Source organism: Hymenobacter sp. 15J16-1T3B (assembly GCF_020711235.1).
Lineage (GTDB): Bacteria > Bacteroidota > Bacteroidia > Cytophagales > Hymenobacteraceae > Solirubrum.
On the sequence record NZ_JAJFAV010000016.1, the window covers coordinates 75,735 to 92,536 of the forward strand.

Below are 16,802 nucleotides of genomic sequence, written 5' to 3' on the forward strand. Positions count from 1 at the left end.
CATCAGGGCGCCGCCGCATCGTGAGAAAAGATACGGCATAACCCTGAAACCACCCCCTGCGCTTTACAGTTTCAGAGCGTTGTAATCACCCACGCTCAGGTCCGAGGGCGTGCCGGTGAAGCTGGCGAAGCTGCCGATCATGGAGTTCGACACATTGGCGTTGGTCACCGAGGCCGACTTCTGGATAATCGAGTTGGCCACCACCGAGTGTTTGACGACGGAACCGTCGCCCACCGACACGTGCGGGCCGATGATGCTGTTTTCGAGCACCACGTTTTCGCCAATGTACACCGGCGGCACAATTACGCTGTTGGTCAGCTTAGCGGATTTCGAAACGGTGTCTTCACCGGCTTCCTGCAGGTACTCCAGGTACCGCTGGTTCGTGTACACCGTGGCGTCCTTGTTGCCGCAGTCCAGCCACTCCGTCACGCGGCCGGGAATGAACTTGGCGCCCTGGTTTTTCATGTTTTCCAGGGCGTTGGTGAGCTGGTACTCGCCTTTGTCCTTGATGTCGTTGTCGAGCAGGTACTGCAGCTCGCGCTTCAGGTATTCCCCGTCGCGGAAGTAGTAGATGCCGATGATGGCCAGGTCCGACACGAATTCCTGGGGCTTTTCGATCAGCTCGGTAATCTGGCCCTGCTCGTTGAGTTTCACCACGCCGAAGGGACGCGGGTCGTCCACGCGCTGCACCCAGATGGTGCCGTCGGCGGAGGTATCGAGGGTGAAATCGGCTTTGAATAGGGTATCGGCGAAGGCCACCACTACCGGGCCGGTCAGCGCGCTTTGGGCGCACAGAATGGCGTGGGCAGTGCCCAGCGGCTCGTCCTGGTAATGGATGGTGCCTTGGGCCCCGACGGATTCGGCAATCTTGATCAGGTTCTGCTCTACCTCCGAGCCGAAACGGCCAACGATGAAGGCGACTTCCGATACCGGCTCGCCGACCACCTTGGCAATGTCTTCAACGAGGCGCTGCACGATGGGCTTGCCGGCAATCGGAATCAGCGGCTTGGGAACGGTGAGCGTGTGCGGGCGCATGCGCTTGCCCATGCCGGCCATCGGGACGATGATTTTCATATAAGGGTGAATTGGGAAAGGTTTTCTGGGGGCGTGTACGTAAGCGCGGCCACTAGCGCCGCGCAAAGTTGAGGTGCAGAATCAACCGATTTTACTGATTTCGCAGATTTTTTTGCACGAGAGCAGGAAGCCTCGACCGGGCAGGTGCAGCGGTAAGAAACGAAGTACGGGCGAAAACGCCGGTCAACATCCTGCACTCACCTGCTTGGGCGGTTTGGGCCGCCCCAAGCCGGGTTAGCGGGTGCCGGTGCTGCCGTAGCCGCCGGCTCCGCGGCTGGTTTCGCTCAGCACCTCCACTTCCTGCCACTCGATGGCTTGGTAGCGGGCAAAGACGAGTTGGGCAATCCGCTCCCCGTCCTGCACCACGAAGGGCGTATTCGAGAGGTTCACCAGCAGCACTTTCACCTCGCCGCGGTAGTCCGCATCGATGGTGCCGGGGCTGTTGACGAGGCCAATGCCGTGCTTGTAGGCCAAGCCGCTGCGCGGGCGTACCTGCGCCTCGTAGCCGGCCGGAATTTCCAGAAACAGGCCCGTTGGGATGAGGGCGCGCTCCAACGGGCCGAGCGTGACGGGCTCCGTAAGATTGGCCCGCAGGTCGAGGCCGGCGGCGTGCTCGGTTTGGTAGGCCGGCAGCGGGTGGTGGGAGCGGTTGATAACGGCGACTTGCATGGTCGGGAAACAAATGGAACGCTTACGCCGCTTTGGGCTGGCGGCGGAAGGCCCGCTCGGGGCGTTCCACCAGCCACACCGCCGCTACGAAAGCCAGGGTGATGAGAATGTGCACCATGTGGGCCGTCCAGACAGCCAGCGCAGGCAAGGCCCAACTGCCGGCCACCACCGCCACGGCGGTGGCTATCCACAGCAGCAGCCGGCCCACGGGGTAGGGCACGGGGAAGTGGTGGTTGCCCAGGGCCCAGCAGATGGCCGCCATGGAGGCGTAGCACACCAGCGTGGCAATGGCCGAGCCCATGTAGCCGAGCACGGGAATCAGCAGGAAGTTCAGCGCCACGGTCAGCACCGCCCCGCCGAAGCTGATGTAGGTGCCGAAATACGTTTTGTCGGTGAGCTTGAACCACACCGACAGGTTGTAGTACACGCCCAGAAACAGGTTGGCCAGTAGCAGCACCGGCACCACCGGCAGGCCTTCCAGGTACTCAGGCTTGCGCAAAAACAGCGGGGCAATCAAATCCACGTTCACGCTCACGGCCACGAAGAGCAGGGCGCAGCAGATGGTGAACCACTTTAGCACCAAAGCAAAGGTGCGGGGCGAGTTTTTATCCTCACTCTGAGCAAAGAAAAATGGCTCAGCGGCGTAGCGGAAGGCCTGAATGACCAGACTCATCAGGATGCTGAGCTTGTAGCAGGCGCCGTAGATGCCCACCGCCGCCAGACTGTCGCGGCCGGGATAGAAGCCCTCAGGCAGCCAGCGCGGCAGCAGAATACGGTCCAGCGTCTCGTTGACCATGCCGGCCAGGCCCATCAGCATAATCGGGTAGGCGTAGCGCCACAGCGGACCGAGGTACGGCGCATCGAGGTGGGGGCGGAAATCCAACAGCTCACGGCCCAGCAGCAACAGGGTGAAGGCGCTGGCCGCCAGGTTCGACAGGAACACGTAGCCCACCCCAATGCTCGGGTCGTACACGCGCTGGACCAAGGGCTGCAGGCCCGTGAGGTACTTGCCGGCTAGCACATCGGGGCAAAAGACGATGAAAAACAGGTTCAGCCCGACGGTCAGCAGGATGTTGGCCATGCGGATGGCGGCAAACTTCACGGCTTTGTTTTCCAGGCGCAGGCGAGCAAAGGGAATTGCCGCCACCGCGTCGAGGCCCAGAATGATGGCAATCCAGACCGCGTACCGCTCGTGGCCCGGCGGAATATCGAGCAGGGCCATCAGCGTGGGCGCGGCCAGCGACAGGAGCACCGTCAGCACCACGCTGCTAACGAGGAGCAGCGTCAATACCCGGTTGTAGAGGTCCTGCCGGTCGGTGCCCGCGCGGTTGGCGAAGCGCAGGTAAGCCGTTTCCATGCCGAAGGTGAACAGCACGTTCAGAAACGACACGTAGGCGTAGAGCCCGGTGATGATGCCGAAGGCCGCCGGCTCGAAGCGCCCGGTGTAGAGCGGCGTCAGCAGAAAGTTGAGCACCCGCCCCACGATACTGCTCACGCCGTACACGACGGTCTGGGAAGCCAGACGTTTGGCAATGCTCATTCGGTGAAATTCGGAGAAAACAGAGAGTACGTTAGCCCGTCAGGGCAGGCGCAACCGGGAAAGCGCGGACTGCTTGCCGCTCGTACTCGGCTCGGGGAACGAGTCGAGTAGAACCTAGCTAACCACACGAAATAGGCTCTCCGCGTGGTTGCGGTTCCCCAGTTGCGCCTGCCCTGACGGGCCAAGATGAAAATTACTTGCCCGTAAACGCGGCCGGCCGCTTTTCCAGGAAGGCCTGCGTGCCCTCGCGGAAGTCGTCGGAGGCGAAGCAGCGGGCAAAGGCGTTGGCCTCGGTCTGGTAGCCGTGGCGCTCCTTGTCGAAGTAGGCGTTGACGCTGTCGATAACCAGGCCCACGGCCAGCGGTGCCTTGGTGAGGATGCGGCCCAGCAACTGCTGGCAAAAGCCGAGCAGCTCGGCCTGCGGCACCACGTGGTTGACCAAGCCCAGACGCAGGGCCTCGTCGGCCTTGATCATGTCGGCGGTCATCATCAGCTCCAGGGCCTTGCCCTTGCCCACTAGCTGCGTCAGGCGCTGGGTACCGCCGTAGCCCGGAATCAGGCCCAGGTTCACCTCGGGCTGGCCGAAGCGGGCGTTGTCGGAAGCCACGCGGAAGTGGCAGGCCATGGCCAGTTCGCAGCCGCCGCCCAGGGCAAAGCCGTTGACGGCCGCAATAACCGGCTTAGTGCTTTCCTCAATGGTGCAGAAGACCTCCTGCCCGCGCTCGGCGGCGCGGCGGGCCTGCAGTTCGTCCAGAGCGGCCAGCTCGGCAATGTCGGCGCCGGCCACGAAGGCTTTGTCGCCCGCACCGGTCAGGATAACGCCGCGCACCTGCGGGTTGTCCAGCGCCGATTGCATGGCCCGGCCAATGTCTTCGATGGTGGCCGCGTTCAGGGCGTTGAGCTTGCTGGGGCGGTTAAGAGTAATGACCAGGATGCCGTTGTCGGTCAGGTCGAGAGCCAGATTTTCCAGTACGGGGAGCATGGGCAGGAATTGATGCTGGGGTTCGGAGCGGGCAAAGATAGCCACAATGCGCGGCCGAGGTTTGGGGACTTCCGGCGAGGCATTAGGCCGTTTCGCCGGGTGAGCGGCCGCGCTGGGCGAAGTTTGACGTGCGGGAATATAGCAACCGGTCTATTTGCACCGGTCAAGGCTGGGTAGGCCGTTGGAGGCCACAAGGCTTGCTTCCGATATAAGACTTCCTATATTCCATCCCAAACCTCCTTTTTTTCACCTCCAACCACACCAGTTACTATGGGCTTTGTTTCCGAATTCAAGGAGTTCATCTCCAAAGGCAATGTGCTCGACCTCGCCGTTGGCGTTATCATCGGCGCGTCGTTCGGCAAAATCGTCAGCTCACTGACCGACGATATCCTGATGCCTATTTTGGGAGTGTTTACCGGCGGCATCGATTTCAAAAACTGGTTTGTTGCCCTCGACGGCAACCACTACGACACCATCGAAAAGGCCAAGGAAGCCGGCGCCGCCACAGTTAACTACGGCAACTTCATTAATGCAGTCATCTACTTTATCATCATTGCCTTTGCTGTCTTCTGGATCGTGAAGCTGGCCAACCGCTTTAAAAAGCCGGCGCCGGTGCCCGTAGTAGAAGTAGGGCCAACCAAGGACCAAGCTCTGCTGATGGAAATCCGCGACGCGCTGCGCAACCGGGCCTAGGTCCGTTGGGCCGCCGCGTCTAGCCCGCACTTTGCCTGACGCGCTTCGGGCCGCAACAACTATTACGGCCGGTCCGGTTTGCTCGTGTGGGCAAGGCTGGGCCGGCCGAACTGTTGGGGTAACACTTTAATGTGATGTCAAGAAGTTATTGTGGGTCTGCGCATTGTCGAAATTAAATATTTTCAGTAACCTTGGGACGAGCGTCGCAGTAAATGGCGGCAGCTTGAACTAACTCATCCCTCCACCCGTTGCGTCGGCGTAGCTGCCACCCACCTTGGCTGCCCACGTTACCCTTATTTCCATGCGCATGAAGAAATACGTTGCCGCCGCGGCCCTGCTCGTCGGCGGGCTGCTAACGACTGCTGCGGCTCAGGCCCAAACCCAGCCGGCCCCCGCTACGCCGTTTACCGGCGGTGAAAAGCCGCGGAAGGAAGCGACTACCAAGAAGCGCAAGCAGCCCTCGGCTGAAGAACTGGCCCGCATGCAGCAGCGCATGAGCATGAACCCCGACGAGGTGAAGCGCGACCAGCAGATGGAAGTGCTCGAGGCCCGCGCCGGCATGAGCACCAGCCTCGGCAGCGCCAATGGCTCGGCGCGGCAGTACGATAAATCGGCGGGCGGCTTTACGGTGCGCAAATTCCGCGGCGACAAGCGCAGTGCGGCCATGCAGAAGCGCGGCGAAGCACGCCCGGCACCCGGCATCGATCCGCCCGGCAAGCCCCTCAAGCACAAGAAGCCCAAGCGGCATTTCCTGGGCCTCTAGGCCCCTTTCGAGAACAAAGAAAAAGCCCCGACGCAAAGCTTCGGGGCTTTTTGCTTCTTCAGATGTCGTGTCAGAGCCACCGTTCGCCTCTGAGCACTGAAGAAAGACTGGAGAAAGGGATAAGGAGGAGCTGCTGCAGGGCCAGTGGCGCGGGCTCAGCCCAGGCTGAGCACCCAGCCAAGCAGCGCGGCCAGCAACAGGCCGGCACCGCGACGCAGGAGCAGGTAAGTCATGGCGGGGCAGGAACTTAGAGCTTGACGAATTCCAGGCGCTGATTGAGCGGCGCGTACTCGTCGTCGGGCTCGGTGTAGAGCGGCTGCGTGCTGCCCAGGCCCTTGGCCGATAGCCGGGTGCCATCGATGCCGAGGCCGATGAGGGCGGCGCGGACCGCGTCGGCGCGGCGCTGCGAGAGGCGCTGGTTGGCCGCCGCCTCGCCGGCCAGCAGGGTATGCGCTTCGATACGCAGGCGCACGTCGGGGTTGCGGCGCAGCATGTCGGCCATGCCTTTCACGAAGGGCTGCGAGTCGGCCAGCAAGGTGGCCGAGCCTTCCTCGAAGGCAATGCTGTGCGACACCACGCGGCCGTTGTCCATGAGCAGGGCGTAGTATTCGCCGGTTTTCTCGGTGAGCTTGCGCTCCACGGCTTTGTTGACTTCGCGCTCGGCCGCGCGGTTCACCGCCCGGTCGACGGCCCCGGTAAGGATGCCGAATTGGGCGTGGGAAGTGAGCGGCAGCAAGCTCAGCAGCAAGCCGGCAAACAAAAAGAGAGGTTTCATAGCGGGTAGTGAACGGGGAATGTAAATGGGCTCAGAGCGCGGCCAAGCCGCGTAGATTCAGGGTGCGGGCCACGGCTTTCACCAGCCGCGTGTCTTCCTGCCCGGTCGATTCAACGGAGACAAAAAACCGGTCGCCGACGCCCAAGGCCACCGCGGCGCGGCGCTCCAGCTTTTGCACGGTTTCGTAACCGCGCACGCCGGGCAGGCCCAGGTCGCAGCCGCGCATCAGCTGCTCGTCGCTTTCCTGCCAGATGTTGGGGCTCATCAGCGCCGTGGCGCCGGCGTAGAGCGCCTGCGCGCCGTTGTAATCCACGAGCTGCACCTTCAGCCGTTGGCTGCCTTTGCGGTAGTGCTGCTCACAGGTGGAGTAGCTGATGCCGCCCAATTGCACCGACTCGCCCTGGGGGCTGCCTTCGCGCACGAAGCCGGCCACGTGCTCGGGCAGAAACCGCTGCAGCACTTGGTAGTGCAGCGAAACGGTGTCGCCGCGCTGGGCCCGCGGCGACACCGCTTCGCGCTGAGCCGTCGGCACCGCTACGCCGTTGCCGGGCGCGGCCGGGGCAGGCGACTCGCCGACGTTTTGCATGTGGCTGCAGGCCCCTAGCAGGGGCAGAAGCAAGCAACTGGCGAGCAGGCGCGGGGCAATCATGGGAGGGGTGGGCGGCAGGGCGAGAAGGAGGAAGGCTGGGCAGGCTTAGAATCGGGCGGTTAGCCCGAGCTTGAGCAGCGACATATCGTAGCCCAGTTCCCCGAAGGCGCCCAGGTTATCGGTCAGCATGTAGCGTGCGCCGACGAATACCCCCGAGGTGAGGGCCACGCCGCCGTAGTTGCTGCTGTAGACATCGTAGTTGGTAGAGTACGACTCGATGCGCACGCCCAGGGTCAGGCCAGCGTAGGTGTCCAGCTTGGGATTTTCCAGGATGTTGTAGTGGTAAGTGCCGCGGGCAGCCACGATGAAGTTTTTCCAGGACGCTTTGTAAGTGCCCGACTTCCAGCTATAGCCCTTGTAGCCAACGATGCCGCCCACGCCGATAACGCCCGGGCCGATGTTGTCGACGATGCCGCGCTCTACGGAAACGCTCAAGGCCGGGGTGGCGTGAATGCCGGTAAACAGGCCGTAGCCGTAGCCGAGGCCGAAGCCCACGCCGAGGTTGGCCGCGGTGCTGCCGACACCGAAATCGTGGCCGTTGGTAGCTGCCGATTTCGCCGGTGCTTTTGCCGGGGTTTTGGCGGTAGTCGTTTTGGCCGGAGCCTCTTCGGGTGCCGGCGCAGGAGCCGGGGCAGGCGTAGCGGCGGGTTTGGCCGCTGCCGTAGCCGGTTTGGCGGCCGTTTTAGCGGTGGTGCTGGCAGGTTTGGCGGCCGCGCTGGCCGGCTTGGTCGTCGTGCTGCGGGTAGCTGTTGATGAGGCCGGACGGGATTGGGCCGAGGCCGCAACCGAGGCGAGCGTCGACATGGCGAGCAGGATAGCGAGGCGGAATGTTTTCATGGTGTTAGGGGAACGGTGTAAAAAGAAGAGGACCAAGTCGGCGAGTGGCAGCAGGGCCAATCGTCTGGGACAAAGCTACCGTCTACCCCTGCCTTGCGTCAATCGCATGATGATGTGACGATGAGCTAAATGCTTGATAATTAAAATTTTGACTATAAAAAACCCGCCCCGTGCGACGACCGGTAAGGGTCGTCACACGGGGCGGTGACGTAAAGCAAATCAGCTAAAAATTGTCGGGGAGACAGTGCTAGTAGGCGGCAGCTTACTGCTCGGCAAATAGACGCTGGGCCAGGCCGCCAATTAGCGGCAGTGGTTCGTACAGCCCGCTCATAGCCGCCATCACGCCCATCATGCGCAGCAACAGCAGCAGCCCCAGACCAACGCCTGCCACCACCAAGCTGCTCCAACCGAGGAACGGCAGCATGAGCAATTGCATCACGACCACGACGGCCGATATCACCGTCACCAGCGTCATCTGCCGCAAGTGAAAGGCAGTGAGCGGGCCGCGTCGCTCGCGGGGGCAGCGGTAGGCCGTCAGCCAGCCCGACACGGAGAGGTAGCACATGATGGCCATTTTCCGATCGAGCTGCCCGGAATCAGCGCCGTAGGTGTCGCGAGGATTGCTGGGGCAGATGCCGACTTCCTCGAAGTCGCCCAACCAAGTACCTATCCGGTTGCTGAACTGCCAAACGAAGTCAGTCGCTAAGATTCTGTTCAAGGCAAGCATAGCTGTGTGGGGAATGAGGCTGCGTGTGGGCCGGTGCCCGGGCGGGCTGCCGGAGTCGTCAAACCAATGTGCAGACCGGAGGGGCGAAGGTTGGTTTGCGTTCGACTCTCCAAAGGTGCCGCGAGAGGCCGCCGGAATGCTAACACGCATGTTTCAAATCCTGACACGTATGTATCATTGTGGGTAATGCATTGATATTCAATGGATTTTGTTTGTGTTAAGCCGCAAAAAAATAGCACGAGCTTGGTTGAAAGCTCGTGCTATGGCAAGAATAAGTAGGAAAATTTAATGCTCGACTGCCGCCCCCGCCGCATATTCGGAGGGTGTCTGGTGGTACTGTTCGCGGAAACATTTGCTGAAATAGGAGAGGTTGCCGAAGCCCACTTGCTCGGCTACCTCGGCCACGTTGCCGGCCTGGGCCAGCAGCAGCGCCGCCGCCCGCCGCAGCCGCACGGTACGCACAAACTCCGACGTCGACTGGTCGGTGAGGGCTTTGAGCTTGCGGTGTAGTTGCACCCGGCTCAGGGCCATGGCGTCGGCAAATTGCTCCACGCTGAAGTCGGCGTCGGCCATGCGTTCCTCCACCACGGCTAGCGCCCGGTTGAGGAACGCTTCGTCGGCCGAGGTGATGCTGATGTCGCGGGGCTGCAGGGTGACGGCCCGGCCGAAGCGCTGCCGCAGCAGCTCCCGCTGCCGGATCAGGCTGTGCATGCGCACGCGCAGTTCCTCGGGCCGGAAGGGCTTGGTCAGGTACTCGTCGGCGCCGAGGCCGAAGCTGGTCAGGCGCGCTTCGTCGCCGGCGCGGGCGGTAAGCAAGATGACGGGCACGTGGCTGGTACGTTCGTCCGCGCGCAACTGCCGGCACAGCTCCAGCCCGTCCATCTTGGGCATCATCAAGTCCGACACAATAAGGTCAGGCACGACGGCTACCGCCTGGGCCAGGCCTTGCTCCCCGTCATCGGCCGTCAGCACCCGGAACTCGGCGGCGAGGCAGCTGTGGATGTAGGCGCGCATTTCGGGGTTATCCTCCACCACCAGCACCAACGGCCGCGCTTCGTCCTCGGGGGCCGCTGACGAAAGGGGCAAGGCCGTTTCCGGCGCATGACGAAGCAGCGAAGCGACTTGTCCCGGCCCCATATCCGCCAAGGTCGTCGCATCGGCGGCGGGCCGGAGCTCCTCGGGCTGCAGGTGAGCCGCGCCCAGCGGCAGCTCCACCACAAAAGTGGTGCCCTGTCCCAGCACGCTCGACACCCGGATGTGGCCGTGGTGCAGCGCCACGAGCTCTTTCACCAAAGCCAGCCCAATGCCGGAGCCCTCGTGCCGGCGAGTGCGCGAGTCGTCGACCTGGTGAAAGCGGTCAAAAATCAAGGGCAGGTGCTCGGCCGGAATGCCCGGGCCGGTGTCGCGCACGCGCAGCACCGCCCGCTCCGCCTGCCGATCAACGCTGACTACCACCTGCCCGCCGGCCGGGGTGAACTTCAGCGCGTTGCCCAGCAGGTTGTAGAGAATCTTGTCGAGCTGCTCAGCGTCAAAATACACCTCCAACTCCTCGAGCGGGCTTTCAAAGCGCAGCTCTACCTCGTTGCCGACGGCTAGCGACTCAAACGACAGCACGTTGGTGCGTACCGTGCGCACCAAGTCGTCGGGGGCGGCGGCCAGGCGCGTTTGCCCGGCTTCGAGGCGGGCAATGTCGAGCAGCTGGTTGATGAGGCGCAGCAGGCGCCGGGCGTTGCGCAGCATCAGGGCGTACTCAGGGTGTGCCGCTTCCTCGTGCCGTTGCCGGGCTTCGCTGAGCAGTTGCTCCAGCGGACTGATAATGAGCGTGAGTGGAGTACGCAGCTCGTGCGAAATATTGGTGAAGAACTTGGTTTTCAGCTCGTCCAGCTCCTGCAGCTGGTGCGAGGTGCGGATGCTGGCCTGCAGCTCCTGGTAAGCCTGCTGCAATTCGGCGGCTCGCGCCGCCAGCTCCTGATTGGAGCGGTGCTGCAGCTCTTCCTTCTCACGCGACACTTCCAGCGCCCGCGTTTGGGCTGCCTGCTTTTCGCGCATGGCGGCCAGGGCTTCGTTCTGGGCAGCTTCCTTGGCCTGCAACGCCCGCAGCGCTTCCTCCTGGGCCAATTGCTTGTCTTTCTTAGCCAAATTGATGCGGTCCGCCAAACCCAGGGACAGCAGAATCATTTCCAACGCCGAGGCCACGTGCACGCCGTGCGTCGACCAGAAGCCAAAGTGCGGAATCAGCTCCACTTGGCTTAGGTAATAATTTACCACGGCCACCAGCAGCAAGGTCCAGCCCACCATGTAATAGCGGGCCGGTCGGTAGCCGGCCCGTAGGGCCAGGGTGCCCGCCGTCAGCAGCACGAAGCTGGTCCAGAGGGCCGTGCCGGCCTGCCACCACGCCGAAGCCTGCGAATCGGGCGTCAGAAAGCTGAGCAGCGGCAGCCAGGCCAGCACCAGCGTCAGGCGCAGCAGCCGGTCGAAACGGGGGAGCATCCGCGGCGTTTCCAGAAACGCCCGCGCCGTGAGCGTCCCGAAGAAAATGGTACAGGCCAGCACAAAATTCTGGCGTAGGTCCAGTTCCGCGCCGGTAAGGGAGCTGGGCCAGAGTTGCCGCCAGTAGCCAGTCATGTCGAGCTGCGCCGCGGTAAAGGCGGCCACGTACAGCGAGTAGTATAGGTAGCTTTTGTCGCGGACCGAGAAAAACAGCAGCAGGTTGTAGGCCAGCAGCGCCAGCATAATGCCGAAGTAAGGCCCCATGGTCAGGTCGCCGTCTCGCGCCGCCTGCAGCGCGTGTGCCTGCTCGGCCACGGCAAAATACACGCGCTGCCGGGCCGGCAAGCGGGCGTAAAGCAGCAGCGGCTCGTCGGGCGACAAATCCAACCGTAGGTTGAACTGCCGCAATGGCAGCGCGTGCGTCTGCTCAAAGGGCAGCGTCGACTTTAGCACCACCCGTCGCGCCGCCGCACCGGGGCGTTGCAGGTATATTTCCAGCCCGTCGAGGTAGTCCGTCGACACCAGCAGCAGCCAGCGCGTAGTGGCCGCCGTGCCCGAGCGCACGGCGCAGCGCACCCACTGCTCCCGCGCCGAAGCGGGTAGCTCGGCCTTGGCCATGGGGCGAAACTGTCCCGCCCAACGCGCCGATTGCACGTCGGCCAGGGTCAGGCCCGAGGGCGCGGCCAGCAGCTCCGCGTCTTGGTACAGCCAAGTCAAGGCGGCCGTGTCGCGAACTGTTGTTATAGGATTGGGCGCGGCCACGGCCCCGAAAGCCAGCAGCCAGCAACTCCCCAGCAGGAGTAACAGGTGTTTCATGCGGAACGGTGGTGGGTGAAAGAGCGCATTAGTAAGATACAACACATTGCCCATATAGAGGCTAATTAGGCCTTAGGCGTTGGCCTAGGCCCAAAAAAAGCCCCGGCCGTTTCCGGTCGGGGCTCCTTGGTCGCTGATAAGCCGTGGCTTACAGCGTACGTTTTACTTCCTTCTCGTCGAAGCCCTCGATGATGTCGCCTTCGCGCAGGTCATCAAAGTTCTTGATCGAGATACCGCATTCGTAGCCTTGGCGCACTTCCGACACATCGTCTTTGAAGCGTTTCAGAGCCTGAATGTTGCCCGTGTGCTGCACGATACCGTCGCGTACCACGCGCACCTTGGTGTTGCGCGTGATGGTGCCGTCCGTCACCATACAGCCGGCAATGGTGCCGACCTTGGTGATGTTGAACACCTGACGAACCTCGATAGTCGCCACCGTGACTTCCTGCACCGTCGGGGCGAGCATGCCTTCCATGGCATCCTTCACCTCGTTGATGGCGTTGTAGATGATCGAGTAGAGGCGGATATCAATCTGCTCTTGCTCGGCCAGCTTACGCGCACCCAGCGAGGGGCGTACCTGGAAGCCGATGATGATGGCGTCGGAGGCCGAAGCCAACAGCACGTCCGATTCGGAAATAGCACCCACCCCTTTGGAGAGAATGTTCACGGCTACTTCGCCAGTCGAGAGCTTGAGCAGCGAGTCCGACAGTGCTTCCACCGAGCCGTCCACGTCGCCCTTCACAATGATGTTGAGCTCTTTGAACGAACCGATAGCCAGACGACGGCCAATCTCGTCGAGCGTGATGTGCTTCTTAGTGCGCATCGACTGCTCGCGCTGCAGCTGCAGACGCTGGGTGGCAATTTCGCGGGCTTCGCGCTCCGACTCCATGGCCACCACTTTGTCGCCGGCTTGCGGGGCACCTTGCAGGCCCAGCAGCTGTACCGGCGTCGACGGGCCGGCCGTCTTCATCTTCTTGCCGCGGTGGTCCGTCATGGCCTTTACGCGGCCGTAGTGCGGACCGGCCAGCACGATGTCGCCGACTTCCAGCGTACCCGTCTGCACCAGGATGGTGGTTACGTAGCCGCGGCCCTTGTCGAGCGAGGCTTCGATAACCGAGCCAATGGCGCGGCGGTTGGGGTTGGCTTTCAGCTCCAGCAATTCGGCTTCGAGCAGCACCTTCTCGAGGAGGTCCTCGATGCCGGCGCCGGTTTTGGCCGATACTTCCTGCGACTGGTACTTACCGCCCCATTCTTCCACCAGGATGTTGATGGCCGACAGTTCCTCGCGGACCTTGTCGGGGTTGGCACCCGGCTTGTCAATCTTGTTCAGGGCAATAACGATAGGCACCCCAGCCGCTTGGGCGTGGTTGATGGCTTCCTTCGTTTGCGGCATCACCGAGTCGTCAGCCGCCACCACGATGATGGCAATGTCGGTGACCTTGGCACCACGAGCACGCATAGCAGTAAACGCTTCGTGACCCGGGGTATCGAGGAAGGTGATGCGCTTGCCCGACTCGGTTTTCACTTCGTAGGCACCGATGTGCTGGGTGATACCGCCGGCTTCGCCTTTGGCCACCTGCGCATTGCGGATGTAGTCAAGCAGCGAGGTCTTGCCGTGGTCGACGTGACCCATGATGGTCACAATCGGGGCGCGGTCCTCCAAGCTCTCCGGATCATCCTCGGTAATGATGGTCACGTCCTGTTCGTCCTCGGCCGACAGGAATTCCACGTCGTAGCCAAACTCGTCGGCAATGACGGTAATGGCTTCGGCGTCGAGGCGCTGGTTGATGGACACGAACATGCCCATGTTCAGGCAGACCTTGATAACCTCGTTCACCGACACGTTCATCAGCGAAGCCAGGTCGTTGGCCGAGATAAACTCGGTCAGCTTCAGGGTCTTCGAAGCCAGCTCGCTCTGCTGACGGGCCAGCTCGGTAGCCTCGGCAATACCAGCGCGCTTGTCGCGACGGTATTTAGCGCGGTTCTGCTGGTTGCCGCCGCGGCCGCCGCTCAGGCGGGCCAGCGTAGCCTTGATCTGGTCCTGAATCTGCTTATCGTTCTGCTCCGGCGAAGCGGGCTGACCCGTGCCTTGGCCGGGACGCTGACCACCGCGGTTGTCGCGGTTGCCACCGGGCCCGCCGGGACGGTTGCCTTGGCCGGGGCCACCCGGACGGTTGCCACCCGGACCGCCGCCGGGGCGGTTGCCCATGTAGCCGGTGCCAGTAGGACGGTTATCGGGCTGGCCTTGGCCTTGCCCGCCACCTTGTTGGCCCTGACCGGGCACGGCAATGCGGGCACGCTTTTTCTTGTCGCCAATGCCGGCCTTGCGCACGTCCGAAGACGCTACCGGGCGGGCACCGCGGCCACCGCCGCGACGCGACGCGTCGACGGGCAGCTCAATTTTGCCGAGCACCGTCAAGCCTTTCAGCTGTTCGCCGCGGGCAACGATGGTGCCTTGCTCGCCCTCCGCGCCGGCAGCCGGCGCTTCCGGAGTTGCGGGCGCCGCCGGAGCGGCGGGCGAAGCGGGTGCCGTAGCTACCGGAGCAGCAGGCTTGGCTTCAGCAACGGCCGCTGCTTGCGGAGCTGGCGTAGAAGCGGGAGCCGCAGGCGCCGCCGGGCGAGCTTCGGCCACGGGGGCCGGAGTCGGGGCGGGCGCAGGCACCTGAGTAGGAGCCGGAGCGGGTTGCGCGGGTTTTTCGGCTACCGGAGCCGGTGCAGCCACCGGAGCGGGGGCTGGCGTCGGCGTGGGAGCCGGGGCCGGTGCAGCCGGCTTGGCTTCGGCTACAGGAGCGGGGGCTGGCGTCGGTGCTGGAGCGGGAGCCGGCTGGGCCGGACGCGGCGGCACCGGACGGCCCTTGGCGTCCAGCTCGATCTTGCCTAATACTTTCAGGCCAGGCACCGGACGGTCGTTACCGGCCGGGGCGGCAGGTGCCTGGGGCGCGGCCGGCTGAGCCGGAGCCTGCGCTACGGGAGCCGGAGCCGGGGCCGGCTGCGGGGCAGCTGGCTTGGCGGGTTCCGCGGGTTTGGGAGCGGGGGCCGGAGCGGCGGCTTTGGCCGCGGCTTCTTTGGCCTGAGCGGCTTGCTCCAGCTCGGTGTGGCGTAAGGTCTGGCCGCGCTTGGCGGCTTCGGCCTTGTCCTGGGCCGACGAAGCAAACTCCTTGTTCAGCAACGCAACCTGATCGGCCGAGAGCTTCGTGGTGGGTTTATTTTCAACAGAAATGCCCTTCGTCTGGAGGAAGTCCACAATAGTGTGGGTCCCGACGTTCAGGTCCGTGGCCGCTTGTTTCAGTCGTTTGCTTGCTGCTTCCGCCATTCTTGGGTTGCGCTCGATACTCGTAGTTGGGTGCAAAAGTACGATTTAATTATTGCCAAACGGCGGAAAACCCACCTATTCAGGCAGGTCTTCCGCCGGACTGTGCCCGAGCGGCCCCGGCCCTTACGTAAGGGGCCGGGCCGCGGGTTACTCTTTTGTCTCGGTCGATTCGTCCGTAGCGGGCTCCGCAGCGGGCGTTTCTTCCTCGTCTTCGCCGTCGAATTCGGCCTGGATAACGCGGAAAACTTCCTCCACGTTTTCTTCTTCCAGCTCGGTGCGGCGCACGATATCAGCCTTATTTACGGCCAATACGGCGCGGCCGGTGTCGAGGCCGATTTTCTTCAGCTCGTCGATGATCCACTGGTCGATTTCGTCGCTGAATTCTTCCAGCGTGATATCCTCTTCGTAGGAATCGGCTTCGCGGAAGACGTCGATTTCCATGCCGACGAGGCGGGAAGCCAGCTTGATGTTGGCGCCGCCCCGGCCAATGGCCAGCGAAACCTGGTCCGGCTTCAAGAACACCGAAACCCGCCCGGTTTGTTCATTTATTTTCATCGTGCTGATGCGGGCCGGCGACAAAGCACGCTGAATGTAGAGCTCCAGGTTGTCGGTGTAGTTGATGATGTCGATGTTCTCGTTCTCCAACTCGCGCACGACGGCGTGGATGCGGCTGCCCTTCATGCCCACGCAGGCGCCCACCGGGTCGATACGGTCGTCGTAGCTTTCCACGGCCACCTTGGCCCGCTCGCCCGGCTCGCGCACGATGTTCTTGATGGTGATGAGGCCGTCGGCAATTTCCGGGACTTCCTGCTCCATCAGGCGCTCCAGGAAAGCCGGCGCGGCGCGGGACAGGATGATCTTCGGCGCCCCGTTCAGCACATCCACGCGGTGCACGACGGCGCGGATGGTGTCGCCCTTGCGGTAGCGGTCCTTCGGGATTTGCTCACCTTTCGGCAGGCTCAGCTCGTTTTCTTCCTGGTCGAGCACGAGGGTTTCGCGGCCCCACACCTGGTAGACTTCGCCGGCAATGATTTCGCCGACCATGTCCTTGTACTTCTGGTAGAGGTTGTCGCGCTCCAAGTCCTTCACGCGCTGAATCAGCGTCTGGCGGGCCATGAGCACGGCGCGGCGGCCGAAATCCTCCAGCTTCACCTGCTCCGACACTTCCTCGCCCACCTCAAAGTCAGGCTCGATTTTCTGGGCTTCCGACAGCGGAATTTTGTCGTGGTCCCAAATGTCCTCCGACTCGTCGTCCACGATTTCGCGGTTGCGCCAGATTTCTAAGTCGCCGTTGTCGGGGTTGATGATGACGTCGAAGTTGGAGTCGTCGTCGAACTTCTTCCGGATCATCGTGCGGAACACCTCCTCCAGGATGCTCATCATCGTGGGGCGGTCGATGTTCTTGAACTTGGCAAACTCCGAGAATGACTCGATGAGGTTGAGGGTGTTCATGATGGCTTGTTAGTTACTCGTG

The 16,802-nt window shown here is 62.8% G+C and carries 13 protein-coding genes; 2 read left to right on the forward strand and 11 right to left on the reverse strand.

What is annotated here, in order from left to right; all coding sequences use genetic code 11:
- Positions 1 to 63: 63 nt before the first annotated feature.
- The 4 genes from LJ737_RS22140 to LJ737_RS22155 form a co-directional block, all read right to left on the reverse strand.
- Positions 64 to 1,074, reverse strand: a complete 1,011-nt coding sequence (locus tag LJ737_RS22140) for a sugar nucleotidyltransferase (protein WP_227768939.1) — start codon at positions 1,072 to 1,074, stop codon at positions 64 to 66.
- A gap of 234 nt (positions 1,075 to 1,308) precedes the next feature.
- On the reverse strand, positions 1,309 to 1,743 hold the full coding sequence (gene dut / locus LJ737_RS22145) for a dUTP diphosphatase (protein ID WP_227768940.1): 435 nt from the start codon (positions 1,741 to 1,743) through the stop codon (positions 1,309 to 1,311).
- A 22-nt stretch (positions 1,744 to 1,765) separates the two neighbouring features.
- Positions 1,766 to 3,283: a lipopolysaccharide biosynthesis protein gene (locus LJ737_RS22150; protein ID WP_227768941.1), complete on the reverse strand. Its 1,518-nt coding sequence runs from the start codon at positions 3,281 to 3,283 to the stop codon at positions 1,766 to 1,768.
- A 193-nt stretch (positions 3,284 to 3,476) separates the two neighbouring features.
- A complete protein-coding gene (locus LJ737_RS22155) occupies positions 3,477 to 4,265 on the reverse strand; it encodes an enoyl-CoA hydratase/isomerase family protein (protein ID WP_227768942.1) in 789 nt (262 codons plus the stop codon).
- Between the two features lie 270 nt (positions 4,266 to 4,535).
- Between LJ737_RS22155 and mscL the strand changes: the two genes are divergently transcribed.
- Entirely contained in the window at positions 4,536 to 4,958 is a 423-nt protein-coding gene (gene mscL / locus LJ737_RS22160) for a large conductance mechanosensitive channel protein MscL (protein WP_227768943.1), read from the forward strand.
- Positions 4,959 to 5,265: 307 nt separating this feature from the next.
- A complete protein-coding gene (locus LJ737_RS22165) occupies positions 5,266 to 5,721 on the forward strand; it encodes a hypothetical protein (protein ID WP_227768944.1) in 456 nt (151 codons plus the stop codon).
- A gap of 247 nt (positions 5,722 to 5,968) precedes the next feature.
- Here LJ737_RS22165 and LJ737_RS22170 read toward each other — a convergent pair whose 3' ends face one another.
- From LJ737_RS22170 to nusA, 7 genes are all read right to left on the reverse strand, one after another.
- Complete coding sequence (locus tag LJ737_RS22170; RefSeq protein ID WP_227768945.1) at positions 5,969 to 6,496, reverse strand: OmpA family protein; 528 nt, start codon at positions 6,494 to 6,496, stop codon at positions 5,969 to 5,971.
- A gap of 31 nt (positions 6,497 to 6,527) precedes the next feature.
- Positions 6,528 to 7,145 (reverse strand): hypothetical protein, encoded by a 618-nt coding sequence (locus LJ737_RS22175; protein WP_227768946.1) that lies wholly within the window; start codon positions 7,143 to 7,145, stop codon positions 6,528 to 6,530.
- Between the two features lie 45 nt (positions 7,146 to 7,190).
- On the reverse strand, positions 7,191 to 7,982 hold the full coding sequence (locus tag LJ737_RS22180) for a hypothetical protein (protein WP_227768947.1): 792 nt from the start codon (positions 7,980 to 7,982) through the stop codon (positions 7,191 to 7,193).
- Positions 7,983 to 8,244: 262 nt separating this feature from the next.
- Positions 8,245 to 8,700, reverse strand: a complete 456-nt coding sequence (locus tag LJ737_RS22185) for a hypothetical protein (RefSeq protein WP_227768948.1) — start codon at positions 8,698 to 8,700, stop codon at positions 8,245 to 8,247.
- 294 nt (positions 8,701 to 8,994) lie between these two features.
- On the reverse strand, positions 8,995 to 12,015 hold the full coding sequence (locus LJ737_RS22190; protein WP_227768949.1) for a 7TM diverse intracellular signaling domain-containing protein: 3,021 nt from the start codon (positions 12,013 to 12,015) through the stop codon (positions 8,995 to 8,997).
- Positions 12,016 to 12,163: 148 nt separating this feature from the next.
- Positions 12,164 to 15,328 carry a translation initiation factor IF-2 gene (infB, locus tag LJ737_RS22195; RefSeq protein ID WP_227768950.1) on the reverse strand — a complete coding sequence of 1,055 codons (3,165 nt, stop codon included), beginning with the start codon at positions 15,326 to 15,328 and terminating at the stop codon, positions 12,164 to 12,166.
- A gap of 147 nt (positions 15,329 to 15,475) precedes the next feature.
- Entirely contained in the window at positions 15,476 to 16,780 is a 1,305-nt protein-coding gene (gene nusA, locus LJ737_RS22200) for a transcription termination factor NusA (RefSeq protein WP_227768951.1), read from the reverse strand.
- Between the last annotated feature and the right edge of the window lie 22 nt (positions 16,781 to 16,802).